A 23,163-nucleotide genomic window follows, 5' to 3' on the forward strand; every position below is an offset into this window, starting at 1 on the left:
GCAAGTGACCCGTCCCGTGGTATTGATCGCCGACAAGCTGGCACCGTCGACAGTGGAGGCGCTCGGTGACGACGTCGAGGTGAAGTGGGTCGACGGCCCCGACCGCCCCGCGCTGCTCGCCGCGGTCCCCGAGGCCGACGCGCTGCTCGTGCGGTCCGCGACCACCGTCGACGCGGAGGTCCTCGCCGCCGCCACCAAGCTCAAGATCGTCGCCCGCGCCGGCGTCGGCCTCGACAACGTGGACGTGCCCGCCGCCACCGAGCGCGGCGTCCTCGTGGTCAACGCGCCCACGTCGAACATCCACACCGCGGCCGAGCACGCCGTCGCGCTGATGCTCGCCACCGCCCGCCAGATCCCCGCCGCGGACAAGACCCTGCGCGAGCACACCTGGAAGCGCAGCGCCTTCAACGGCGTCGAGATCCTGGGCAAGACCGTCGGCGTCGTCGGCATGGGCCGCATCGGCCAGCTCGTCGCGCAGCGCCTCGCCGCCTTCGAGACCAAGATCGTGGCGTACGACCCCTACGTCAGCCCGGCCCGCGCCGCGCAGCTCGGCATCGAGCTGCTCACGCTGGACGAGCTGCTCGAGCGCGCCGACTTCATCTCGGTGCACCTCCCGAAGACCCCCGAGACCAAGGGCCTGATCGGCCGTGAGGCGCTCGCCCGCACCAAGAAGGGCGTCGTCATCGTCAACGCGGCCCGCGGCGGCCTCATCGATGAGCAGGCCCTCGCGGACGCCATCACCTCGGGCCACGTCTTCGGCGCCGGCCTCGACGTCTTCGAGACCGAGCCCTGCACCGACAGCCCGCTGTTCGAGCTCCCGCAGGTCGTCGTGACCCCGCACCTCGGCGCCTCGACCTCGGAGGCCCAGGACCGCGCCGGCACCGACGTCGCCAAGAGCGTCCGCCTGGCCCTGGCCGGCGAGTTCGTCCCGGACGCCGTCAACGTCAAGGGCGGCGCCGTCGACGAGGAGGTCGCGCCCTGGCTCGAGCTCACCCGCAAGCTGGGCGTCCTGCTGGGCGGCCTGCCCGGGCAGCTGCCGGAGAAGATCGGTGTCACCGTCCGCGGCGAGCTGGCCAGCGAGAACGTCGACATCCTGCAGCTCTCGGCGCTGCGCGGCCTGTTCTCGGCCGTCATCGAGGACGCCGTTACCTTCGTCAACGCCCCCGCCCTCGCGGAGGAGCGCGGCGTCACCGTCGAGCTGGAGAAGGTCTCGGAGAGCCCCAACCACCGCAGCCTGGTCGACGTGCGCGCCGTGTACGGCGACGGCACCGTCCAGAACGTCGCGGGCACCCTGTCGGGCCTGGGCCGCGTCGAGAAGGTCACCAACATCAACGGCCGCAACTTCGACCTGCGCGCCGAGGGCCTGAACCTGTTCATCGCCTACGGCGATCAGCCGGGCTCGCTGGGCAAGATCGGCACGCTGCTGGGCGACGCCGGCATCGACATCCAGGCCGCCGCTCTCAGCCAGGACGCCGAGGGCTCGGGCGCGACGGTGCTGCTGCGCGTCAGCCAGCCCGTCCCGGCCGCGGTGCAGCAGTCGATCGCCGACGCGGTCGCCGCCACCACGATCGCGCAGGTGGACCTGTCGTGAAGCTCGCGGTGATCGGTGGGGACGGTATCGGCCCCGAGGTGACGGCGGAGGCGCTCAAGGTGCTGCGCGCGGTGGTCGGCGAGATCGAGACCACCGAGTACGACCTGGGCGCGCGCCGCTACGAGCGCAACGGCGAGCTGCTCACCGACGAGGACCTGGCGTCGCTGCGCGAGCACGACGCGATCCTGCTGGGCGCCATCGGCGATCCGCGCAAGGTCCCGCCGGGCGTGCTCGAACGCGGCCTGCTGCTGAAGATGCGGTTCGCGCTGGATCACCACGTGAACCTGCGCCCGTCGAAGCTCTTCCCGGGCGTCGAGTCGCCGCTGAAGAACCCGGGCGAGATCGACTTCGTCGTGGTCCGTGAGGGCACCGAGGGCGCGTACACCGGCAACGGCGGCGCGATCCGCGTCGGCACCCCGCAGGAGGTCGCCAACGAGACGTCGGTCAACACCCGATTCGGCGCGGAGCGCGTGGTGCGCTTCGCCTTCGAGCTGGCGCGCACCCGGCGGAAGAAGTTGACGCTGGTGCACAAGACCAACGTGCTCGTCTTCGGCGGCTCGCTGTGGCAGCGCACCGTCGACGAGGTGGCGACCGAGTTCCCCGACGTCGCCGTGGATTACAGCCACATCGACGCCGCGACGATCTATCTGGTCACGGATCCGTCGCGGTTCGACGTCATCGTCACGGACAACCTCTTCGGCGACATCCTCACCGACGAGGCCGGCGCGATCTCCGGCGGCATCGGCCTCGCCGCGTCGGGCAACATCGATGCGACGGGCACCAACCCGTCGATGTTCGAGCCCGTGCACGGCAGCGCCCCCGACATCGTCGGCCAGGGCGTCGCTGATCCCACCGCGGCGATCCTGTCGGCCGCGATGCTCCTGCGGCACCTCGGGAACGAGGACGGCGCGCAGCGCATCGAGGCCGCCGTGACGGCCGACCTCGCCGCCCGCGGCGACGCCCCGATCCGCACCGTCGAGGTCGGCGACCGCATCGCCGCCGCCCTCAGCGCGTAGGCACATCTCCCACTCAACAGCGTTAGCCCGTGGTTCGGGCTAACGCTGTTGAGTCATTTCAGGGGTAGCGACGGTGCTTCCTCCGGCACGTCCGCGCGCTTCGCATCGGAGGGGACGAGCGGGTAGGCGAGCAGCGGGGCCAGGGCCACGAGGGCGAAGGCGGCGCCGAAGCTCGTCGCGTGGATCAGGGCGCCCAGGATCGGCCCGGCCGCGGTCGTGGCGACGAACTGCCCCGTGTTCTGGATCCCGAGGGCGCGCCCGCTGTAGAACGGTCCCGCCTTCTCGGCTATCGCCGTGAAGGCCAGGCCGTTGTCGGCGACGGTGACCACCGAGGCGATCAGCAGGACGACGACCGCGACGGGCGAGCCGAGCGCGGCGAGCGCGCCGAGCCCGGCCATCGACGCCGCGGCGGCGAGGGCGATCCACTTGATGGGCGCGGTCCGTGAGCCCAGCCGATCCGACCACGCGCCCGCCAGGATCCGCCCGGCCGCACCGAGCAGCTGGCTCGCCGAGATCAGGAGCCCCGCGGTCGCCGGCGCCCAGTGCAGTCCCACGATCAGCCAGGTGATGCCCCAGGTCCAGATCGCGCCCTGCGGCAGCACCAGGAGCAGGGAGACCGCGTGGATGCGGGCGAGGAAGGAGTCCTCGCGGTAGGGGTTCGACCGGGCGTCCGCGGCCGCGGGGCCGGTCTCGGGCCGGGGCGGATCGACGATGAACGCCCACACCAGCGCTACGGAGACCACCGCGATGACGAGCGGGACGAGCATCGCGGCGGTGAGCCCGGCGCGGCTCGCCAGCAGTGGCATCGTCAGGGACAGCAGCGCGATGCCCAGGGGCTGCGAGGTCTGCCGGATCCCCATCGCCGTCCCGCGGCTGGACGCCGGGAACCAGCCGACCACGATGCGGCCGCTCGCGCCGTTCCCGCTCGCCGCCATGGCCGACGAGACGAAGAGCGCGACGGCCACGAGGGACAGCGGGGCGTGCGCCGCGAACGCCGCGACCGCGGCCGCCAGCCCGGCCACGGCGCCGGCCATGCTGATCAGCAGGACGCGGCGCTCGCCGTAGCGGTCGATCATCGCGCCCCACAGGATCGTCGTGAGCAGCAGGCCGGCGGGCGCGGCGGCCGCGAACAGCCCCGCGCGCTGCGGGCTCAGGCCGTCCTGGATGAGCTGGGGGAGGAGGAACGCGGTGCAGTTCACGGCGGCGGTGGTGGTGATCGCGGCGGTCATCGAGACCACCAGGATCCACCAGCGGCGGGCGGCGGACATCTCCATCGCGACTCCCAACTAGTGAGACGGCATGCTTACTATCTGAGACGAAGCCTAGTGGATCGAAGTATCGGAGTCGAACGGTAGGCTCGCGGCATGCGCCTTGCACGAATCGCCAGCAGTGACGGGGTCGCGTTCGCGGCCATCGAGGGTGACCCGGAGGGCGGTGCCCGGGCCCGCGAGATCTCCGAGCATCCTTTCGGCACACCGGAGTTCACCGGTCGCAGCTGGGCGCTCGACGACGTGCGCCTGCTCGCGCCGATCCTCGCCAGCAAGGTGGTCTGCATCGGCAAGAACTACGCGGCGCACGCGGCGGAGATGGGCGGCGAGGCGCCCAAGGACCCCGTGATCTTCATCAAGCCCAACACCTCGATCATCGGCCCGCTGGCGCCGATCAAGCTGCCGCGCAGCTCCGAGCAGGTGGACTACGAGGGCGAGCTCGCCGTGGTCATCGGCCAGCCCTGTCGGGACGTCCCCGCGGCTCGCGCGAAGGACGTCATCCTCGGCTACACGGTGGCGAACGACGTCACGGCACGCGATCAGCAGCGCCACGACGGCCAGTGGACCCGCGGTAAGGGCTACGACACCTTCTGCCCGCTCGGTCCCTGGATCGAGACGGAGTTCGACCCGTCGGACGCGAGGATCTACACCGAGCTCGACGGCCAGATCAAGCAGGACTCCCGCACCTCGCTGATGATCCACTCCATCGGCGACATCGTCGAGTGGATCTCCTCGGTGATGACGCTGCTCCCCGGCGACGTGATCCTCACCGGCACGCCGGAGGGCGTCGGTCCCATCACCGCGGGCCAGCACGTGGCCGTCACCGTCGAGGGGATCGGCACGCTCACCAGCCTCGCCGAGGACCGCTGACGCCGTTCGGTCGGCCTTGACTCAATCGGCCTTGACGGCGAGCACGGGGATCGGCGAGTTCAGGATCAGCCGCTGACTGACGCTGCCGAGAACGGCCTTGCTCACCAGCGAGCGGCGGCGGACCGCGATCACCAGGCGGGTCGCGCCGCGCTCGTCGATCTCGTCGAGCACGGCGTCGACGGGGTCGCGGTCGCCGCGCCCCGTCCGCTCGACGACGGTGATCGGCACCTCGCCGTCGAAGCCCGAGACGTCGAGCTTGGCTATGCCGAGATTGACGGCCACGAGATCGGTGCCGAGGGACTTCGCCTCCTCGATGCCGGCGCGCAGGGCGACGGGGCCTTCGGTGGTGCCGGGGACCGCGACGATGATGGTCATGATGCTCCTCGTGTCGAGAACGATCCGGTCAGCGGAAGTCGCCGCGGGAGAAGGACTCCTCCAAGTCCTCCAGCGAACGGCCGCTCGTGTTGGGCAGGGTCTTGTAGATCAGGAATCCGAACAGTGCGCACACCACGAAGAACGTTCCGTAGGTACCCACGATGCCACCGACCTTGATCAGCGTGGGGAAGAGCTGCCCGACGAGGGCGTTCGTCAGCCACAGGACCAGCACCGACAGGCCCATGCCGAAGCCGCGCAGCCGCAACGGGAAGAGCTCGGACAGGCACACCCACACGGGCACGTTGAGCGCCGTCTGCATGGCGAGGACGAACAGGGCGACGAAGATCAGGACGGCGTAGGCCTGCACCTTGCCCTCGGGCAGGATCAGCGCCGACAGCACGGTGAGGCCGTGGCAGACGGTCACGCCGATCATGCCCGCGATGATGAGCGTGCGACGGGGGACACGGTCGATGAGGAAGAACAGGCAGACCGCGCTGCCGATGACGGCGGAGACACCCATGAAGATGTTCGCGATCGGCGCCGCGCTGTCGCTGAAGCCGGCGGTCTTGAGCATCTCGGTCCCGTAGTACATCACCGAGTTGATGCCGGTGAGCTGCTGGGCGATCGCGAGGATCACGGCGGCGAGCATGATGCGGCGGACCCACGGGATCGCCAGGTCGGCCCAGCCGCCGGTCTGGGCGACCTCCTCTTCGCGGGCGAGCACCTCGACCTCCGCCATCTCGGCCCGCGCGCGGTCCTCGGTGCGGACCTGCATGAGCACGGCGAGCGCCTCGGCGTCACGCCCCTTCGAGATGTACCAGCGGGGCGATTCCGGCATCCGCAGCATGCCGAGGAACAGGAAGACGGCGGGCACGGCGCACACCGCGAGCATGATCCGCCACACCCCGGGATGGCCGTCCGGGTTGGCGTCGGTGAGCGGCGGCCACACGCGGGCGATGATCGCGTTGATCACGAAGGCCAGCAACTGGCCGACGACGATCGCCAGCTCGTTGCGGCCCCCGAGGGTGCCGCGCCGCTCCGTGGGCGCCAGTTCCGACAGGTAGACGGGGACGACGACCGAGGCGCCGCCGACCGCGAGGCCGAGGACGAACCGGGCCGGCAGCATCACCGCCAGGTCGTTCGCGAAGACGGCGCCGAGCGTGCCGACGAAGAAGACGACCGCGAGGATGATCATGGTCTTCCGGCGCCCGATGGCGTCGGCGAGCCGGCCGCAGACCAGCGCGCCGACGGCGGCCCCGATGAGCAGGGTGCTGACCACCAGGCCCTCGGTCGTCGTGGTCAGTCCCAGGTCGTGCTTCATCGGCTCCAGCGCACCGTTGAGCACGCCGGTGTCGTAGCCGAAGAGCAGCCCGCCGAAGGTCGCGACGACCGCCACCAGGTCCATCCGCCGCTGGTGGGGGCCGGGCCTCAGGGGAGGCAGGGCCGTTCCGCCCTCCGGCGTGCTGGTGCTTCCGTGCGTCATTCTCGAGTCCTTCCCGCTGTCCGCGTGAGGAACATCACAGCAGACGCCGAACCGGTTTGACAAGTAGTTCGGCAAGATTGAAAGAATGTCATGACATGACTTTCGGGCTGTGGCATCCTGACACCGTTCGCACGGCTGGATACGACGGAGGTGGCACACGATGCACGACGGTACGCAGCAGGATCCGACCCCGGTGCGGGTGGCCGTGATCGGCATGGGCTGGATGGGCCGGGTGCACGCGCAGGCGTACGCCCGTGTGCCGCACCACTACCCGGACGGTGTCGCGGTGCCCGTCCTCGCCGCGGTGGCGGACGACGTCCCCGGGCGCGCGGAGGCCTTCGCCGCCCGGTTCGGGGCGGACTCCGCGTACAGCGACTGGCGCGACGTCCTCGGCGATCCGTCGATCGACGCCGTCTCGGTGACGGTGCCCAACTTCCTGCATCGCGAGATCGGCACGGCCGTGCTCGACGCCGGCAAGCATCTGTGGATCGAGAAGCCCGTCGGCCTGACCGAGGCCGACGCGGCCGCGGTCGCGGAGGCCGCCGCTCGCAATGATCGCCGCACCGCCGTCGGCTTCAACTACCGCAACGCCCCCGCGGTGCAGGCGGCCCGGGCCATGATCGCCGACGGCCGGCTCGGCAGCGTCACGCACGCGCGGTTCCGGTTGTTCAGCGACTACGCCGCCCATCCCGACGGTGCCCTCACGTGGCGTTACCAGCGGGACCGCGGCGGCAACGGCGTCCTCGGCGACCTCGGCTCGCACGGCGTGGACCTGGTCTCCTACCTGCTCGGAGACATCGACGCGCTGGTCGCCGACACGGCGATCTTCATCCCCGAGCGGTCGGAGCCGACGGGCGCCACGTCGGGACACCAGCTCGCCACCTCGGGCGTGCGGGGCCCCGTCGAGAACGAGGACTACCTGTCGGCGCAGCTGCGCCTGACGTCCGGGGCGCGCTGCGTTCTCGAGGCGAGCCGGGTCGCGGTGGGGGAGCAGAACTCCTACGGCTTCGAGATCCACGGCACGTCGGGCATGGTGCGCTGGGACTACCGGCGCATGGGCGAACTCGAGGCGTCGCTCGGCGATTCCTTCCAGGACCAGCCGGTGTCGACGGTGCACGTCGGGCCCGGCAGCGGCGACTACGCCGCCTTCCAGCCCGGCGCGGCGAATCCCATGGGCTACGACGACCTCAAGGTGATCGAGGCCCAGCACTTCCTGCGTTCCATCGTCACGGGCGTCCCGGAAGGGGCGACGGCCCTGGACGCCGTGCGCAGCGCCCGCGCGCTGGACGCCATGACCCGCTCGGTCGACGAGGGGCGCTGGGTGACGCTCGCGTAGGCCCACGCGCGGAGACGGTGCCGGCGGACCGCCGGCACCGTCGTCCGTCATGCGCTCGCGGACTCCGCGAGCAGGGATTCTGTCAGGGCGGCGTCGGCGGCGAGCAGGACCTCCGCCGCGACGGCGACGCCCTCCTCCCGTCCCAGCTCGGTGTCCTCGTGCTCGATGTTGACGAGCATGTCCGGATCCACGTCGTGCAGGGCGCGCAGGAACTCGGTCCAATACGCGACGTCGTGGCCCTTGCCCAGCGCGACGAAGTCCCACGCGGACTCCGTCGGCCACTCGTTGGCCCACTCGTCGCCGCCCAGGTTGGTGCGGGCCTCGTCGGGCCCCAGGCGGCGGAACGAGTTGTCCAGCACCCCGTTCAGCGCCGCGTACTCCGGGTTGATGCGCACGTCCTTCGCGGCGGCGTGCACGACCAGGCCGCCGAGGTGGCGGACCACTGCCACCGGATCCATCTGCTGCCAGAACAGGTGTGAGGCGTCGAGCTCCACGCCGAGGTGCGTCGAGCCGGTCCGCTCGACCAGCTCGTGCACGGTCGCGCTGTTGAAGACGAGGTTCTGCGGGTGCAGCTCGAGCGCGACCTTGACGCCGTGGTCGCGGGCGATGCGGTCGGTCTCGCGCCAGAAGTCGGCGGCGATCTCCCACTGGTGGTCCAGGACGTCCAGCGCGGCGGAGTTCCAGGCGTTGACCACCCAGTTCTGGTGCAGTGCGCCGGGGTCGCCGCCGGGCAGGCCGGACATGGTGACGAGGCGGTCCTGGCCCAGGCGGGCCGCGAGCCGGATCGAGCGGCGGATGTCGTCGGCGTGCTTGCCGCCGATCGCGCGGTTCGGATGCAGCGGGTTGCCGTTGCAGTTGAGGCCGGCGATGGCGACGCCGGTGCCCTCGAAGATCCCGAGGTAGTCGTCGCGGGCCGCGTCGCTGACGAGGATGTCGGCGATGTTCGGCACGTGCACCGGCGGCAGGAAGCCGCCGGTGTTGAGCTCGATACCGGTCAGGCCCACCGCGGCGATCGCGCGGAGCGCGTCGGGCAGCGGGCGGTCGTGGTAGATGGCGTTGTACAGGCCGAGTTTCATGGAGGCTCCGTCGGAGTTGGTCGGGACTGGGGTGATCAGGACTGGGGGAGGAGGGACGGCACGTCGACCGGCGCGCCGCCGGCCACGGCGGACCGGGCGACGGCGTCGATGAGTTCCATGTTGTGCAGGCCGTCGGCGAAGTCGGCGTTCCGCGGCAGCGATTCGTCCACCGGCAGGCCTGCGACCTCCTCGAGCATCGCGCGGGCCTGGAAGACGAAGCCGTCGTTCTGGCCGATCCCCACGCCGGGCGCGTCCATCGCGAGGCCGCCGCGCCAGTACGGGTGGTCGGGGCCGAGCGTCACCGTGCGCGGGCCGCCGAACACGGGGCCCTCGTCGGTGAACAGGACCTGGACCCGGCCCGGGGTGCGGAAGTCGAACGCCGCCGATCCGCGCTCGCAGAAGACCTCGAACTTCAGGGTGTTGGGGTGCCCCGCGGCGACGCGGGAGACCTGCAGCGCCCCGGTCCCGCCGCCGGCGAAGTCGACGAAGAAGCCCGCCACGTCGTCGTTCTCGACGGTGCCGCGCTCGTCGCTGACGGCGCCGTGCTCGTGGCCGATCACGCGGCCCAGCGGCTTCGGTCGGGTCGGGAACGCGGTGTGCAGCGTCGCGCCGCGCACGGTGGAGACGGGGCCGCCGACGAGCTCCGCGATGTAGGTGAGGTGGCTGCCGACGTCGGCGAGCGCACCCGAGCCGGCGGGGCCCTTGAAGCGCCAGCTGATGGGGCCGTCGGGATCGCAGGCGTAGTCGGTCCAGTACGCGCCGTCGAAGTTGATGAGCCGGCCGAGGCGGCCGCTGCGCACCAGGTCGCCGAGCAGGGCGATGCCGGGCGAGCGCAGGTAGGTCAGGCCGATCCGGCCGAGCACGCCGCGCTCGGCCGCGGCGTCCGCCGCGGCCACCATCCCGCGGGCGTCGGCGAGGGTGTCCGAGAGCGGCTTCTCGCAGAGCACGTGCTTGCCGGCGGCCAGGAGGGATTCGACGATCTCGCGGTGCAGGGCGTTGGCCACGACGACGCTCACCACGTCGATGTCGTCGGCGGCGGCGATCGCCTGCCAGGAGGCGTCGTGCCGCTCGAAGCCGAACCGGCGGGCGGTGTCGTGCGCCAGCGGCGCGTACGCGTCGGCGACGGAGACCAGCCGCACGTCGGGCAGTCCGGGGCCGTAGACGGCGGTGGCGGCTCGGTAGCCCGCGGCGTGCGCCTTGCCCGCCATGCCGGCGCCGATCACGGCAACGCCGATGCTGTTCCCGCTCATGTTCCCTCCTTCAGGTTGCTGTGCGCTCCGTCGCGACCTACTGTCGATGTGAGTTGGAGCGCTCCAACAAGCATGAGCAATGTTCGTATGTCCTGTCAATAGGGTGGGCGCATGGAAGGCAAGCGACCGACGATCTACGACGTCGCGAAGCGGGCGGGGGTGTCGAAATCCCTGGTATCGCTGGTCCTGCAGGGATCCCCGCGAGTGGGCGAGGCGTCTCGCCGGGCGGTGGAGGAGGCGATCGCGGACCTCGGGTACCGCCCCAGCCGGGCGGCGGCGACCCTCGCCGCGCGGCGCACGCGCACCGTCGGGGTGCTGATCGACGACTACACGAACCTGTGGTTCGTCGACCTCGTGCGCGGCCTGCACGCCGCGCTCGGCCCGGCCGGCTACCGGCTGGCGGTCGTGGACGTCGCGACCGCGGATCAGGCCGAGGATCCGGTCGAGTCCATGCTCGCCATGCGGGTCGACGGGCTCGTGCTCGGCATGGATCCACCGCAATCGCTGCTGGCCCGAGACGGTGCCGCGCTGCCGCCGGTCGTGGTCGCGGGCACGCGGGCGGCGCACGACGCGCGGTTCGACGCGGTCGCCAACGACGACGCCGAGGGGGCGCGCCTCGCCGCCCGGCACCTCGTCGAACTGGGGCATCGCACGCTCGGTCAGGTGTGCGCCGGCGGCGGCGCGGGTGAGGTGCGGCGCGCGGCGTTCACCGTCGAGGCCTCGGGCCTCGGCGCGACCGTGGTGGACGCCTCGTGGCGCGGCGAGGCGTCGGACGAAGCCGGGTTCCGCGCCGCCGCCGAGCTGTTCGCCGCCGATCCCGGGATCACCGCGGTGTTCGCGGCGAACGACGTGATGGCCGTCGGCGTGCTCGGAGCGGCGCGCGAACGCGGGCTGGACGTCCCGCGCGATCTCTCCGTCGTCGGCTACGACGACACCTCGCTGGCGTCGACCCGGTTGGTGGGGCTGACGACGGTCGACGACCGCAGCTTCGACGTGGGGCACCGCGCGGGCGCTCTCCTGCGCGACCGGATGGGGGCGGACGGCGGCGCACCGTCGTCGGCACGCGACAGCGAGAGGGATGTTCTCGCACCGCGACTGGTCGTCCGGGGGACCACGGGAGCTCCCGGTTGAGCCGCAAGATCGCGGCAATGTGCGTATGTCTGAACAAACACTAGGCAAGCGCTGTGATCTGTACTACATTCAGCTCAGCGAGTGGGTCGTCTCACTCGGTGAGGTCGAAGGGACACAGCAATGAAGAAGACCACGCAGCGGCCGCGACGGCTCCGTACCCTGCTCGCCGCGACCGCGGCCGGCACGGCGGCGCTCATCACACTGGTGGGTTGCTCGAGCACGGGCGGCGCGCCGCGCGACACCGGGGACGGCGGTGCCGGCGTCGGATCGGCCGGCACGAAGCGCCTGACCATCGCCATGGTCACGCACCAGCAGCCCGGCGACACCTTCTGGGACCTCATCCGCAAGGGTGCGGAGATGGCGGCGAAGAAGGACAACGTCACCCTCCGGTACTCCAACGACCCGCAGGCGCCCAACCAGGCGAACCTGGTGCAGGCCGCGATCGACAGCAAGGTCGACGGGATCGCGCTCACGCTGTCCACGCCCAACGCCTTCCAGGCCGTGGTGCAGAACGCGCAGAAGGCGGGGATCCCGGTCTCCGCGTTCAACGCCGGCTACAACGACTACGCCCGCATGGGGATCCAGCAGTACTTCGGCCAGGACGAGACCACCGCGGGCGTCGCGGTCGGCGAGCGCCTCTCCAAGGAGGGAGCGAAGAAGGCAATCTGCATCATCCAGCAGCAGGGGCAGGTCCAGCTCGAGTCGCGGTGCGCGGGCGTCCGGACCGGCCTCGCGGGCGGCACCGTCGAGAACCTCAACGTCAACGGCGAGGACATGACCGACGTGCAGTCGAAGGTCAACGCCAAGCTGCAGCAGGACCCGAGCATCGACACCGTCGTGGCGCTGGGCGCACCCTTCGCGCTGACGGCCACGAAGGCGGTCGAGAGCGCCGGAGCCAAGCCCCGGATCGTCACCTTCGACACCAACGCGGCCCTGGTCGGCGCGATCCAGAACGGCAAGGTCGCGTGGGCCGTCGACCAGCAGCCCTACCTCCAGGGCTACCTCGCGATCGACTCGCTCTGGCTGCAGATCATCAACGGCAACACCATCGGTGGCGGCCAGGCCGTGTTCACCGGTCCGGCCTTCATCGACAAGACCAACGTCGACAAGGTCGCCGAGCTCGCCAAGGGCGGTACCCGCTGATGACCACCGACGAGGCCCTCGACCTCAGCACGCACACGCCCGTCACCGACGAGCGCGTCAAGAAGCAGAAGCCCCTCCAACGGTTGATCCTGCGTCCCGAGGTGGGCGCGCTGATCGGCGCGATCGCGATCCTGATCTTCTTCCTCATCGTCGCGCCGCCCTTCCGCAGCCCGGAGTCCTTCGCCACCGTCCTGTACGCCAGCTCGACGATCGGCATCATGGCGTGCGGCGTCGCCGTCCTCATGATCGGCGGCGAGTTCGACCTGTCGACCGGTGTGGCCGTGACCTTCTCGTCGCTCGCGGCGTCGATGCTCGCCTACAACCTGCACCTGAACACGTGGGTGGGATCCCTGCTCGCCCTGGGGCTGTCGCTCGCGGTGGGCGCCTTCAACGGCTACATGGTGATGCGCACCAAGATCCCCAGCTTCCTCATCACGCTGGCCACGTTCCTCATGCTCACCGGCATCAACCTCGCGGTCACCAAGATGGTCACCGGTCAGGTCGCCACCCCCACGATCGCGGACATGGAGGGCTTCCCGTCGGCGCAGGCCGTCTTCTCCTCGACGATCCACATCTTCGGCGTCGGCCTCAAGGTGACGGTCCTGTGGTGGATCCTGTTCACCGCGGTCGCCACGTACGTCCTCATGCGCACCCGCGTCGGCAACTGGATCTTCGCGGTCGGCGGCAACCAGGATTCCGCACGCGCCGTGGGCGTTCCCGTCACCAAGGTCAAGATCGGCCTGTTCATGTTCGTGGCCTTCTGCGCCTGGTTCGTCGGCCAGCACCTGCTGTACGCCTACGACACCGTCCAGTCCGGGCAGGGTGTCGGCAACGAGTTCCTGTACATCATCGGCGCCGTCATCGGCGGCTGCCTCCTCACGGGCGGCTACGGCACCGCGGTCGGGGCCATGATCGGCGCCTTCATCTTCGGCATGGTCAACCAGTGCATCGTCTACGCCGGCTGGAACCCCGACTGGTTCAAGTTCTTCCTCGGCATCATGCTGCTGTTCGCCGTGATCGCCAACAACGCATTCCGCAACTTCGCCGCGAAGAGGTGACCCGATGACCACGGACGATATCCAGGCCGAGACGCCCGAGACCGGCGACGACAAGGTCGCGCTGATCGAGTTCAAGGACGTCGGCAAGCAGTACGGCAACATCATCGCGCTCCATGGGATCAACCTCCGCGTGTTCCCCGGCGAGGTCACCTGCGTGCTCGGCGACAACGGCGCGGGCAAGTCGACGCTGATCAAGACGATGGCGGGGCTGCACAAGCCCAGCGAGGGCGAGGTCCTCGTCGACGGCGAGGTGACCACGCTCGACTCGCCCAAGGACGCGCTCGAGAAGGGCGTCGCCACCGTCTACCAGGACCTCGCGGTCGTGGGGCTGATGCCGGTGTGGCGCAACTTCTTCCTCGGGCAGGAGTTGCGCTCGGGCTTCCTCAAGAGCCTCGACGTGCAGACCATGCGCGCTACGACGAAGGAGGAGCTGTTCAAGATGGGCATCGACCTCCCGGACGTGGACGCCCCGATCAGCTCCCTCTCGGGCGGCCAGCGGCAGTGCGTCGCCATCGCTCGCGCGATCTACTTCGGCGCGCGCGTGCTGATCCTCGACGAGCCGACGGCCGCGCTGGGCGTCAAGCAGTCCGGCATGGTGCTGCGGTACATCACCGCGGCCCGGGACCAGGGCTTCGGCGTCGTCTTCATCACCCACAACCCCCACCACGCGTACATGGTGGGAGACCATTTCGTGCTGCTCAATCGCGGCCGGCAGAAGCTCGACTGCACGTACGACGAGATCAGCCTGGAGGAGCTGACCTCGCAGATGGCGGGCGGCGACGAGCTCGAGACCCTCAGCCACGAGCTGCGCAGGTGAGTGCGTGACGGAGACACTCCTCGAACGCTTCGGGCGCCGCCTGCGCGTCGCGATGATCGGCGGCGGGATCGGCAGCTACATCGGCGAGACCCACGCCATCGCGCTCCGCACCGACGGGCTGTGGGACCTTGTGGCGGGAGCCTTCTCCCGCACGCCGGCGACGAACGCGGCCACCGCGCGGTCGTGGCTCGTGGCACCGGAGCGCACCTACGCCGATCACCTCGCGCTCATCGCGGGGGAGTCCGCGCGGGCGGACCCCGTCGATGCGGTGATCGTCGCGACCCGGCCGTCCAGCCACGCCGAGATCGCCTGCGACCTCCTCGCAGCCGGTTTCCACGTGATCTGCGAGAAGCCGCTCACCGATACCGCCGCCGACGCCCGCCGGGTCGCGGCCGCGGTGGCGGGTTCGGGGCGCCGCCTCATGCTCACACACTGCTACAGCGGCTATCCCATGGTCCGCCAGGCCAGGGAGATGGTCGCCCGCGGCGACCTCGGGCGGATCACTCTGGTCGAGAGCAGGTTCGCGGGCGGGATGTACGCGGCGAACACACCGCCCGGTTCTTGGCGCGTGGACGGCACGGAGGGCGGCGTCACCGCGCTGATCGCCGATCTCGGCACGCACGCCCTGCACCTCGCGGAGTTCGTCGCCGGCCGCCGGATCACGACGGTCGGTGCGGACCTCGCGCGCGTCGATCCCGAGCACGTGGCCTTCGACAACGCCTACCTCACCCTCGGTTTCGAGGGCGGCGCCCGCGGCCGCTGCTGGAGCACCTCGCAGGCCGCCGGGGCCACGCACGGCCTCGCGGTCACCGTCTACGGCGACCGCGGCAGCGTGGCCTGGGACCACGACACCCCGGAGACGCTGTGGTGGCGTGCGGACGGCGAGCCCGATCGTCTGCTCACCAAGGCCGGACCCGGGGCGACACCGGCAGCGATCGCCGCGTCCCGGTTCACCGCCGGTCACCCCGACGGGTACGCCCTCGCGTTCGCGAACCTCTACCGCGACTTCGCTCATGCGCTGCTCGCCGACGCGTTGGGCGAGGACCCCGTTCCGTACCTGGCAAGTCTCCCCGGCGTCGCCGACGGCGTCCGCACCCTCGCCGTCGCCGAGGCCGCCGTCCGGTCCGACGAGGCGGGGCGCCCCGTCACCGTCGACCCCTGACCACCACCGACCCGAATCGAGCACCGCATGACCGAGCCGATCCGCGTGGCCCTTGTGGGCTGCGGCAACATCGCCCTGGGGTTCCACATCCCCGCCTACCTCGCCGCGGACGACCGGTTCCGCATCGTCGGCATCGCCGATCCGACACCGGAACGTCTCGAGCTGGGCCGCGTCGCGGCCGGGCTCACGCCCGAGCAGGTGCACGCCGACGTCGCCGATCTGCTGGCCCGTGATGACGTCGACGCGCTCGACCTGTGCACCCCGCAGCACCTGCACCGGGACGTCGCGATCGCCGCGGCCCGCGCCGGCAAGCACGTGCTGTGCGAGAAGCCGATCGCCGCCGTCCCCGCGGACGCCGAGGCCATGCGCATCGCGGCCGAGGAGGCGGGAACCGTCCTCGCCGTGGTCGCCAACTATCTGTTCTTCCCGGAGGTGGTGGCGCTCAAGGCGATCATCGACTCGGGCGAGCTCGGCGAGATCCGCACGGCGCGCGTCGACATGCTGGGTGTCCTGGACCTGCCGGGCGCGGCGGGCTATCGGCCCACGTGGCGGCACGATCCCGCGCAGGCGGGCGGAGGCGTCCTGGTCGACATGCTGCACGGGGTGTACCTCTCCGAGGCCCTCCTCGGCGCCCGCGCGGAGCGGGTCTCCGCGTTCGTGGACAGCGCGACCGACGGCGACGCCGTCGACGGAATCGCGTTGTGCCGCCTCGAGGCCGGCCGCCGCGTCGCGATGGTGAACATCGCGTGGGGAATGGGCCAGGGCGGCATCTCGGTCGAGGGCGATCGGGGCCGCGCCGTCGCGCACTACCGCGCGGACGGGACGATGCCGTGGGCGCCGTTCGAATCCCTCACCGTCACGACGGAGTCCGGGACGCGCACCGTCGACCTCCCGGCGGGCGCCGAACTGACGCCGCGACGGCCCGGCACATCCTCGAGATCACCGTCGCCGCGTACGCGTCCGGTGCCCTCGGCGCGACAGTGCCGCTCCCGCTCGACGGCGCTCTGTTCACCTCCGGGGTCGCCGGTCTCGCGGAGATCGGCGTGCCCGACGACTCCTTCGTCCGTCGTCGTGGGCTGTTCGGTCTGACGGTGCCTGCGGCGTCCGGGATCGGGGGCTGACGTGCAGATCGGACTGCTCACCGAAAGCCTCTCCGAGCTTCCCCGCGCCGAGGCCCTCGACACGGCCGTGGACCTCGGCGTCGAGACCGTCGAGATCGGCCTGGGCGGTGTGCACGGCGGGTGGTCGCCCGCCCCGCACGCCGATCTGGCGGAGCTGCTGGACGACGGTGCCGCCCGGGCCGCGCTGGCCCGGGACATCGGATCGCGCGGGCTGCGGCTCGAGGCCTTCAACGCCGCGGGGAACCCGTTGCACCCGCGCCACGGCGAGCGCGACGCCGCCGTCCTGCGCGGCGCGTTGCGGCTCGCGGAGGAGTTCGAGGTCGGCACGGTCGTCACCATGTCCGGCCTTCCCGGCTATCCGGGTGACACGGTGCCCCCGTGGATCACCACGGTCTGGCCGCCGGAGAACCTGGAACTCCTGGACTACCAGTGGGAACGGGCCATCGACTGGTGGGGGACGATCGCCGATGAGGCTCGCGCTCGCGGCGTGCGGATCGCCGTCGAGATGCACGCCAACCAGCTCGTCTACAACGTGCCCGGCCTGCTGCGGCTGCGCGCCGCCGTGGGTGATGTGGTGGGCGCGAACTTCGATCCCAGCCACCTCATCTGGATGGGCGCCGACCCGCTCGCCGCGATCCGCGCCCTGGACGGCGCGATCCATCACGTGCACGCCAAGGACACCCGCATCGAGGACCGCGCTGCGGTCGCCTCTCGGCTCGAGACCATCCCGAATCCGCGTACCGGCGAGCGCGCGTGGAACTACGTCGCGGTCGGCACCGGCCACCCCGACGGCGTCGACTTCTGGGTGCGGTTCATCGCCGCGCTCCGGTACGCCGGGTACGACGGCCCGCTGTCCATCGAGAACGAGGACTACACGCTCGGCCAGCGCGAATCCGTCGCCCTGGCCGTCGAGACCCTGCGCGCCGCGCAGAACCTGGAGGAGGTGCGATGAGCAGGATCAGGATCGCGGTGCTCGGCTGCGGCCGGATCGGGCGCGTGCACGCCGACTCGGTCGCGGTGAGCGACCGCGCCGAGCTGGCATGGGTGTTCGACCCGATCGAGGTGGCGGCGAAGGAGGTCGGCGAGCGCTTCGGCGCCGCATGGACGACCGACGTCGAGGAGGTCCTCGAGGCCCGTGACGTGGACGCCGTCGTGGTCGCCTCGCCGACGCCGACGCACGTCGATCTGCTCACCCGCGCCGTGCGAACGGGGCGGACCGTGCTGTGCGAGAAGCCCATCGACCTCGACATCGCCCGGGTCGACGCCTGCCGCGCCGATCTGGGCGACCTCACCGACAGGGTGATGCTCGGCTTCAACCGCCGGTTCGACTCCTCCTTCGCCGAGGTCCGCCGTCGCGTCGACGCGGGCGAGATCGGGCCGCTGGAGCAGCTCACCATCGTCAGCCGCGACCCCGCGCCGCCGCCGGCGGACTACGTCGCCTCGTCGGGCGGGCTGTTCCGGGACATGATGATCCACGATCTCGACCTCGCCCGGTTCTTCCTCGGCGAGGTGGTAGCGGTGTCGGCGCTGGGATCGAACCTCGTCTCCGCGGAGATCCGCGCGGCCGGCGACATCGACGGCGCCATGGTCGTGCTGCGCGGCGCCGGCGGGCAGCTGGCGACCATCACCAACTCCCGACGCTGCGCCTACGGTTACGACCAGCGGCTCGAGGCCTTCGGCGCACTGGGCTCGCTCACCGCCGCCAACCAGCACGCGACCTCCGTGGCCTTCTCGGGCGCGGCGCACACCGGCGCCGCGGGGCCGGTCCTGAACTTCTTCCTGGACCGGTACACCCCGGCCTATCGCGCCGAGCTCGACGCCTTCGTGACGATGACCGAGACCGGCGGCGCGGCATCGCCCGGGTTCGACGACGGCCGCGCGGCCCTGGTGCTCGCCGACGCCGCCGCCGAGTCCCTCCGCACCGGGGCCGTGGTCGAGGTCCGGGCGTGACGGTGCGCTGGGGCCTCCTCGCCACCTCGGGGATCGGTCGCGTCGCCGCCCGCGCGATCGCCGCCGCCGACGGCGCCGAGCTCGCCGCCGTCGCGGGCCGTGACACGGGGCGCGCCGCCGCCTACGCGGCCGAGGTGGAATCGCCCGCCGCGTACGGGAGTTACGAGGATCTGCTCGCCGACAGCGGCATCGACGCGGTCTACGTGCCGCTGCCGATCACGCTCCACGGTGAGTGGGCGATCCGGGCGCTGGAGGCGGGGAAGCACGTGCTGTGCGAGAAGCCGCTCACCCTGGATCCGGATGAGGCGACAGCCGTCTTCGACGCCGCGGAGCGCGCGGGGCGGCACGCGATCGAGGGCTTCATGTGGCGGCTGCACCCGCAGACGCTGCTGGTCCGTCGACTGCTCGCGGAGGGCGCGATCGGTGAGCTCGCGCTCGTCCGCGCCGCGCTCAGCGTGAGCGCCCCCGCAGGCGACATCCGGCGCTCGACCGACCTCGGCGGCGGCGCGCTGGCGGACCTCGGCGGGTACTGCGTCAGCGCGGTGCGGCTGTTCGGCGGCGAACCGTCGACGGTGCGCGCCGTGCAGGTCGCCGATCCGGCCGGTACCGGCGCGGGACACGATCTGCGTGCCTCCGCGGTCCTCGAACTGGAGGGCGGCGTCGTCGGGCTGATCGACGTCGGACTGGACCTGGAGCGGCGTGACCAGCTCGAGCTCGTCGGCACGAAGGGACGGATCGTCGTCGACGATCCGTGGCTGTGCCGGTTCGGCGCCGTCGAGCTGATCCGCGGGGAACGGGCGGAGCGGTTGCCGGCGGATCCGGGCGGCGCCTTCGGCCTGACGCCACCGGGGCCCGACAACGAGGACGCGTACCGGATCGAGTTCGAGGCGGCGAGCGCCGCCTTCGCCGGCGGGGCGGAGCCGGCCTTCGGCAGAGACGACGCGATCGCGCAGGCCCGCGCCCTCGCAGCTGCGCGGCGGTCCGCTGTGGAGGGCGTCACGATCGTCGTGTAGCCGCCTCCGACACCACCCGCCCGACGGTGCCCGTCACCGTCGGGCGGTGGCGTGTCCGCCGGCGTTCGCCGGGAGGCGCAGCGCCCCGAGGAGGGGAAGCAGGAGCAGCGCGGCGAAGGGGACGAACGCGACCCGATAGCCCAGCTCGACCGCATCCGGCCCGGCCCATGACGTGCCGAGACTCGCGGCTGCGGCGGCCGCCGCGATGCCGAGGGCGGTGCCCACCTGCTGCAGGGTGGCGGACAGGCCGTTCGCGGCGGGAAGCAGGTCGCGGGGGACATCGGCGAACATGACGGTGTTGTAGGCGCTGAAGCCGATGGACCGGACCACCCCGGAGAACACCAGGAGCGCGGCGATCACCGGCGCGGGCGTCGACGCGTGCACCCACCCGAAGGCGAGCAGCGTCGCCGCGCCCGCGACGATCGACCAGACGAGGGTGCGTCGGAACCCCAGCACCCGGATGATCGGGGAGGTCAGCGGTTTGATCGCGAGGTTGCCGGCGAAGACCGCCGTCACCATCGCGCCCGCCGCGGCCGCGCTCCATCCGAACCCGGCCTGGAAGAGCAGCACGAAGAGGAAGGGCGCGCCCGTGATCACGAGGCGGTAGATCGATCCGCTCACGTTGCCCATGCGGAAGGTCTGGATGTGCATGACCGCCGGATCGAACAGCGGGTGGGGGCGACGCGCCATCCCTCGTGCGGCCACCCAGGCGAGGAGTGTTGCGGCCACCAGCAGCGCGGCCACGACCCACGGCCGTCCGCCCCGCAGCAGTTCCACGCCGCCCGTGAGGCAGACGACCGCACCCGCGGTGAGCAGGTAGCCCCAGCGGTCGAGCGGCGTTCGGAGGCTCGTGTCGTTCAGCGGGATCAGGAGTGCCCCGCCGATCGCCAGTGCGACGCCGATCGGAACGTTGAGCACGAAGATCCACCGCCACCCCGCGACATCGGTGATGACGCCGCCGAGGAACGGAGCGACCACCGGCGCGACGAGGGACGGCCAGGTCAGGTAGGCCATCGCCGCGAGGAGGTCGACCGGCCGCACCGAGCGCAGCACAGCGATCCGTCCCACCGGGATCATCATGGCTCCGGCGGCGCCCTGCACGATGCGGAAGAGGCACAGCCACAGGAGGTCCGGTGCCAGCGCGCACGCGGCCGACGCCATCGTGAAACCGGCGACCGCCCACAGGAAGACGCGTCGCGTGCCGTACCGCTCCGCGACCCAGCCCGCGACGGGGACTGCCACCGCCACCGCGAGGAGGTAGCCGACGATGGCCGGACTCACGCCCGCCGGGGCGACCCCGAAGTCGCGGGCCACCGCCGGCGCTGCCGTCTGCAGCACCGCACCGTCGAGGTTCTCGAGGAACAGTGCTCCTGCGACGAGGAGCGCGAGCGGTCGGCTGAAGCTCGCGGCCTCGCGCCTGCGGATCAGCGCAGCGATGCGCGACATGTCGTTATGTTCGGTCAAATGGGCTCGAGGTGCAAGTCTTCAGTCGTAGGCGCCGCAGACCTGCTGGTCCCAGTCGATGATCGAGCCGGTGACCACGCCACTGCGGTCCGACAGCAGGAACACCACCGCCGCAGCCGCGTCCGCAGCGGAGGCGAGGCGGCCCGCGGGCAGCTCGCGCCCGGCGCGCTCGGCCCAGTCGTCCGGGGCGTCGTGGAACCGCTTCTGCACCAGGGCCTCGCCCTCCGTCTCGGTCCAGCCGATGTTGAGGCCGTTGATCCGGATCCGGTCGAACCGGTGCGCGTGGGCCGCGTTCTTCGTGAGCCCGATCAGCCCGGCTTTCGCGGCCACGTACGGCGCCAGGTAGGGCTGTCCGCCGTGTGCCGACATCGAGATGATGTTGACGACGGTTCCGGGGGCACGCCGTGCGCGCATGTCACGCACCGCGGCGGCCATCGTGAAGAAGGGCGCCCGGAGATTGATCGCGACGTGCTCGTCGAACAGCTCAGGCGTGGTCTCGGTCAGGGTGCCACGAGACGTGAGACCCGCCGCGTTGCACAGGCAGTCGACCCGGCCGAGGGCCTTGACCACCGCCTCCACCGACCCCGTCGCCTGCGCCGGATCGGCGACGTCGGCCCGAACGAACAGCGCCTCCGTCCCCTCCGCGGCCAGGTCGGACCGCAACGCCTCCCCGACAGCGGCGTCCCGACCGGAGAAGGCGACGCGGGCCCCGGCCGCGGCGGCCGCGCGGACGACGGCGGCGCCCACGCCCCGGCTGCCGCCCGACACGAACACGACCCTGTCCGCGAGATCGGCGGGCCGCCCGGTCACGGGCGGTGCCGCTCGTCGAGGGCGGCCAGTTCGGCGGCGAAGGCCTCCGGGGCCAGGCCGGACGCGAGCGCGCGGCGCGTCAGCTCCGCCTGTGTCTCGCCGTGCATGCCGTCGAGTGGTTGGTCCCGGTCCAGGTTCGACGGGAACGCGTACCCCTCGGCCGAGGCGGCGACGAGGTTCTCCACGGCGCGAGTCTCTCCGGCGGCGGCGAGACCCTGCAGCTCGGGGTAGACGGCGCGGAGGATCGCGGACCGGTCCACCGCGTCCATCGCGCGTCCGAACGCCGAACTGATCTGCAGCAGGTTCGCCATCCGGCGGATGCCCGCCGATCGATTCGAGCCGGCGGCGTGGAACAGTGCCGGATTGAAGAAGACGGCGTCGCCGGCGCGCAGCGGGAGCTGAACGTGGTTCGCCTCGAAGTAGTCCCGGAACTCCGGGAGGTTGAAGGCGAGGTAGCCGGGCTCGTAGCGCTGGGAGTACGGCAGGTACGGGGTGGGACCCGACGAGACGGGCATGTCCACCTGTGCGACGGCGCCCTGCAGCGTGAGCGCGGGGGAGAGCAGGTGCGTGTGCCGAGGGAAACGCTGCGCCGTCTCCGGCTCCATGAAGCCGAGGTGGTAGTCGCGGTGCGGGGACTGTGCGGTCCCGCCGGGGTTCACCACGTTGATCGCGGACGTCACCTGGTACATCGGGCCCAGCCACGCGGTCGCGACCAGCGCGAGCACGTCGTTGGCGTAGTAGCGGGCGAACGAGGCGGGATCGCGGAGCGCATGCTTGCTCAGGGCGTTCCAGATCCGGTCGTTCGCGCCCGGCGCGGCGAAGTGGTCGCCGCCGCCGGAGCCGTTCGCGCGCTGTTCGGCGATCATGGCGGTGAACAGTGCCGTCGACTCGTCGAGGCCGTGCCGGTCGTCGAAGGCACGGTCGAAGACGACGATGCCCGGGCCGGTCAGGAGCGCCCGCGCCAGCTCGTCCGACAGCTGCTCGCGCCTGTCCGGATCGGCCGCGGCCTCCGTGGCCGCGGCGCCGTAGAACAGGACGCCGCGCACCGCCCGGTCCGCGTAGGGGTAGGCGGCCAGGTCGGTCTCGAACTCGAGCTGCGCCGTGAACTCCTCGAGGCTGCAGTCGGCCTCGCTGATCCGGCCCGTGCGGTCCGGCGCCCCGGTCCGGGCCGAGAAGGTGGTGGGCATGTCGCTTTCCTGACGTCGATGTGAAGCGGGAGTGGGGAATCG

Annotated in this window: 21 protein-coding genes; 13 read left to right on the top strand and 8 right to left on the bottom strand. The window is 71.5% G+C overall.

Annotation, left to right across the window (positions count from 1 at the left end; genetic code table 11):
* The first annotated feature begins 4 nt into the window (after positions 1 to 4).
* Both serA and ACM9LD_RS02375 read left to right on the top strand, forming a co-directional pair.
* Positions 5 to 1,591 (top strand): phosphoglycerate dehydrogenase, encoded by a 1,587-nt coding sequence (serA, locus tag ACM9LD_RS02370; RefSeq protein ID WP_415675187.1) that lies wholly within the window; start codon positions 5 to 7, stop codon positions 1,589 to 1,591.
* The gene (locus tag ACM9LD_RS02375; protein ID WP_415675188.1) at positions 1,588 to 2,607 is read left to right on the top strand and encodes a 3-isopropylmalate dehydrogenase; all 1,020 of its coding nucleotides are present in this window, start codon (positions 1,588 to 1,590) and stop codon (positions 2,605 to 2,607) included. The genes serA and ACM9LD_RS02375 overlap by 4 nt, the downstream gene beginning before the upstream one ends.
* 53 nt (positions 2,608 to 2,660) lie before the next feature.
* Here ACM9LD_RS02375 and ACM9LD_RS02380 read toward each other — a convergent pair whose 3' ends face one another.
* Entirely contained in the window at positions 2,661 to 3,881 is a 1,221-nt protein-coding gene (locus ACM9LD_RS02380) for an MFS transporter (RefSeq protein ID WP_415675189.1), read from the bottom strand.
* Positions 3,882 to 3,971: 90 nt separating this feature from the next.
* Between ACM9LD_RS02380 and ACM9LD_RS02385 the strand changes: the two genes are divergently transcribed.
* Positions 3,972 to 4,745 carry a fumarylacetoacetate hydrolase family protein gene (locus ACM9LD_RS02385; protein ID WP_415675190.1) on the top strand — a complete coding sequence of 258 codons (774 nt, stop codon included), beginning with the start codon at positions 3,972 to 3,974 and terminating at the stop codon, positions 4,743 to 4,745.
* A gap of 21 nt (positions 4,746 to 4,766) precedes the next feature.
* Here ACM9LD_RS02385 and ACM9LD_RS02390 read toward each other — a convergent pair whose 3' ends face one another.
* Together ACM9LD_RS02390 and ACM9LD_RS02395 are read right to left on the bottom strand one after the other, a co-directional pair.
* Positions 4,767 to 5,120 carry a universal stress protein gene (locus tag ACM9LD_RS02390; protein ID WP_415675191.1) on the bottom strand — a complete coding sequence of 118 codons (354 nt, stop codon included), beginning with the start codon at positions 5,118 to 5,120 and terminating at the stop codon, positions 4,767 to 4,769.
* A gap of 28 nt (positions 5,121 to 5,148) precedes the next feature.
* A complete protein-coding gene (locus ACM9LD_RS02395; RefSeq protein ID WP_415675192.1) occupies positions 5,149 to 6,603 on the bottom strand; it encodes a sugar porter family MFS transporter in 1,455 nt (484 codons plus the stop codon).
* Positions 6,604 to 6,763: 160 nt separating this feature from the next.
* Here ACM9LD_RS02395 and ACM9LD_RS02400 point away from each other — a divergent pair, with 160 nt between their 5' ends.
* The gene (locus ACM9LD_RS02400) at positions 6,764 to 7,939 is read left to right on the top strand and encodes a Gfo/Idh/MocA family protein (protein WP_415675193.1); all 1,176 of its coding nucleotides are present in this window, start codon (positions 6,764 to 6,766) and stop codon (positions 7,937 to 7,939) included.
* Positions 7,940 to 7,986: 47 nt separating this feature from the next.
* On the opposite strand, the gene ACM9LD_RS02405 is transcribed toward ACM9LD_RS02400, so the two are convergent.
* Both ACM9LD_RS02405 and ACM9LD_RS02410 read right to left on the bottom strand, forming a co-directional pair.
* A complete protein-coding gene (locus ACM9LD_RS02405) occupies positions 7,987 to 9,015 on the bottom strand; it encodes a sugar phosphate isomerase/epimerase family protein (RefSeq protein ID WP_415675194.1) in 1,029 nt (342 codons plus the stop codon).
* Between the two features lie 35 nt (positions 9,016 to 9,050).
* Positions 9,051 to 10,265, bottom strand: a complete 1,215-nt coding sequence (locus ACM9LD_RS02410) for a Gfo/Idh/MocA family protein (protein WP_415675195.1) — start codon at positions 10,263 to 10,265, stop codon at positions 9,051 to 9,053.
* Positions 10,266 to 10,376: 111 nt separating this feature from the next.
* Between ACM9LD_RS02410 and ACM9LD_RS02415 the strand changes: the two genes are divergently transcribed.
* The 9 genes from ACM9LD_RS02415 to ACM9LD_RS02455 all read left to right on the top strand — a co-directional run bounded on the left by ACM9LD_RS02415 (position 10,377) and on the right by ACM9LD_RS02455 (position 19,660).
* Entirely contained in the window at positions 10,377 to 11,396 is a 1,020-nt protein-coding gene (locus ACM9LD_RS02415) for a LacI family DNA-binding transcriptional regulator (RefSeq protein ID WP_415675196.1), read from the top strand.
* A 120-nt stretch (positions 11,397 to 11,516) separates the two neighbouring features.
* Positions 11,517 to 12,539 (top strand): substrate-binding domain-containing protein, encoded by a 1,023-nt coding sequence (locus ACM9LD_RS02420; RefSeq protein WP_415675197.1) that lies wholly within the window; start codon positions 11,517 to 11,519, stop codon positions 12,537 to 12,539.
* Positions 12,539 to 13,597, top strand: a complete 1,059-nt coding sequence (locus ACM9LD_RS02425; protein ID WP_415675198.1) for an ABC transporter permease — start codon at positions 12,539 to 12,541, stop codon at positions 13,595 to 13,597. Before ACM9LD_RS02420 ends, ACM9LD_RS02425 begins: the two co-directional genes overlap by 1 nt.
* Before the next feature lie 4 nt (positions 13,598 to 13,601).
* Positions 13,602 to 14,414, top strand: coding sequence for an ATP-binding cassette domain-containing protein (locus tag ACM9LD_RS02430; RefSeq protein ID WP_415675199.1), 813 nt, complete (start codon positions 13,602 to 13,604; stop codon positions 14,412 to 14,414).
* A 4-nt stretch (positions 14,415 to 14,418) separates the two neighbouring features.
* Complete coding sequence (locus ACM9LD_RS02435; protein ID WP_415675200.1) at positions 14,419 to 15,576, top strand: Gfo/Idh/MocA family protein; 1,158 nt, start codon at positions 14,419 to 14,421, stop codon at positions 15,574 to 15,576.
* A 27-nt stretch (positions 15,577 to 15,603) separates the two neighbouring features.
* Positions 15,604 to 16,665: a Gfo/Idh/MocA family protein gene (locus tag ACM9LD_RS02440; RefSeq protein WP_415675201.1), complete on the top strand. Its 1,062-nt coding sequence runs from the start codon at positions 15,604 to 15,606 to the stop codon at positions 16,663 to 16,665.
* Between the two features lie 33 nt (positions 16,666 to 16,698).
* Positions 16,699 to 17,649 carry a sugar phosphate isomerase/epimerase family protein gene (locus ACM9LD_RS02445; protein ID WP_415675202.1) on the top strand — a complete coding sequence of 317 codons (951 nt, stop codon included), beginning with the start codon at positions 16,699 to 16,701 and terminating at the stop codon, positions 17,647 to 17,649.
* On the top strand, positions 17,646 to 18,647 hold the full coding sequence (gene iolG / locus ACM9LD_RS02450; protein ID WP_415675203.1) for an inositol 2-dehydrogenase: 1,002 nt from the start codon (positions 17,646 to 17,648) through the stop codon (positions 18,645 to 18,647). Before ACM9LD_RS02445 ends, iolG begins: the two co-directional genes overlap by 4 nt.
* Positions 18,644 to 19,660, top strand: coding sequence for a Gfo/Idh/MocA family protein (locus ACM9LD_RS02455; protein ID WP_415675204.1), 1,017 nt, complete (start codon positions 18,644 to 18,646; stop codon positions 19,658 to 19,660). The genes iolG and ACM9LD_RS02455 overlap by 4 nt, the downstream gene beginning before the upstream one ends.
* A 33-nt stretch (positions 19,661 to 19,693) precedes the next feature.
* Here ACM9LD_RS02455 and ACM9LD_RS02460 read toward each other — a convergent pair whose 3' ends face one another.
* From ACM9LD_RS02460 to ACM9LD_RS02470, 3 genes are read right to left on the bottom strand one after another with little or no spacing between them, the layout of a single operon-like run.
* Positions 19,694 to 21,106 (bottom strand): MFS transporter, encoded by a 1,413-nt coding sequence (locus ACM9LD_RS02460; protein WP_415675205.1) that lies wholly within the window; start codon positions 21,104 to 21,106, stop codon positions 19,694 to 19,696.
* A gap of 39 nt (positions 21,107 to 21,145) precedes the next feature.
* Entirely contained in the window at positions 21,146 to 21,892 is a 747-nt protein-coding gene (locus tag ACM9LD_RS02465; RefSeq protein ID WP_415675206.1) for an SDR family oxidoreductase, read from the bottom strand.
* Between the two features lie 38 nt (positions 21,893 to 21,930).
* Positions 21,931 to 23,121 carry a phytanoyl-CoA dioxygenase family protein gene (locus tag ACM9LD_RS02470; protein WP_415675207.1) on the bottom strand — a complete coding sequence of 397 codons (1,191 nt, stop codon included), beginning with the start codon at positions 23,119 to 23,121 and terminating at the stop codon, positions 21,931 to 21,933.
* Positions 23,122 to 23,163: the final 42 nt, after the last annotated feature.

This window comes from Tsukamurella hominis (assembly GCF_965137015.1).
In the GTDB taxonomy this organism is placed as follows: domain Bacteria; phylum Actinomycetota; class Actinomycetes; order Mycobacteriales; family Mycobacteriaceae; genus Tsukamurella; species Tsukamurella hominis.

Bases quoted from the DNA above. Each gene is read 5' to 3' on its own strand.
- ACM9LD_RS02410 (WP_415675195.1), bottom strand. From the start codon at position 10,265: ATGAGCGGGAACAGCATCGGCGTTGCCGTGATCGGCGCCGGCATGGCG.
- ACM9LD_RS02395 (WP_415675192.1), bottom strand. From the start codon at position 6,603: ATGACGCACGGAAGCACCAGCACGCCGGAGGGCGGAACGGCCCTGCCT.
- ACM9LD_RS02420 (WP_415675197.1), top strand. From the start codon at position 11,517: ATGAAGAAGACCACGCAGCGGCCGCGACGGCTCCGTACCCTGCTCGCC.
- ACM9LD_RS02415 (WP_415675196.1), top strand. From the start codon at position 10,377: ATGGAAGGCAAGCGACCGACGATCTACGACGTCGCGAAGCGGGCGGGG.
- ACM9LD_RS02390 (WP_415675191.1), bottom strand. From the start codon at position 5,120: ATGACCATCATCGTCGCGGTCCCCGGCACCACCGAAGGCCCCGTCGCC.
- ACM9LD_RS02440 (WP_415675201.1), top strand. From the start codon at position 15,604: ATGACCGAGCCGATCCGCGTGGCCCTTGTGGGCTGCGGCAACATCGCC.
- ACM9LD_RS02460 (WP_415675205.1), bottom strand. From the start codon at position 21,106: ATGTCGCGCATCGCTGCGCTGATCCGCAGGCGCGAGGCCGCGAGCTTC.
- ACM9LD_RS02425 (WP_415675198.1), top strand. From the start codon at position 12,539: ATGACCACCGACGAGGCCCTCGACCTCAGCACGCACACGCCCGTCACC.
- ACM9LD_RS02405 (WP_415675194.1), bottom strand. From the start codon at position 9,015: ATGAAACTCGGCCTGTACAACGCCATCTACCACGACCGCCCGCTGCCC.
- ACM9LD_RS02470 (WP_415675207.1), bottom strand. From the start codon at position 23,121: ATGCCCACCACCTTCTCGGCCCGGACCGGGGCGCCGGACCGCACGGGC.
- ACM9LD_RS02430 (WP_415675199.1), top strand. From the start codon at position 13,602: ATGACCACGGACGATATCCAGGCCGAGACGCCCGAGACCGGCGACGAC.
- iolG (WP_415675203.1), top strand. From the start codon at position 17,646: ATGAGCAGGATCAGGATCGCGGTGCTCGGCTGCGGCCGGATCGGGCGC.
- ACM9LD_RS02400 (WP_415675193.1), top strand. From the start codon at position 6,764: ATGCACGACGGTACGCAGCAGGATCCGACCCCGGTGCGGGTGGCCGTG.
- ACM9LD_RS02380 (WP_415675189.1), bottom strand. From the start codon at position 3,881: ATGGAGATGTCCGCCGCCCGCCGCTGGTGGATCCTGGTGGTCTCGATG.
- ACM9LD_RS02385 (WP_415675190.1), top strand. From the start codon at position 3,972: ATGCGCCTTGCACGAATCGCCAGCAGTGACGGGGTCGCGTTCGCGGCC.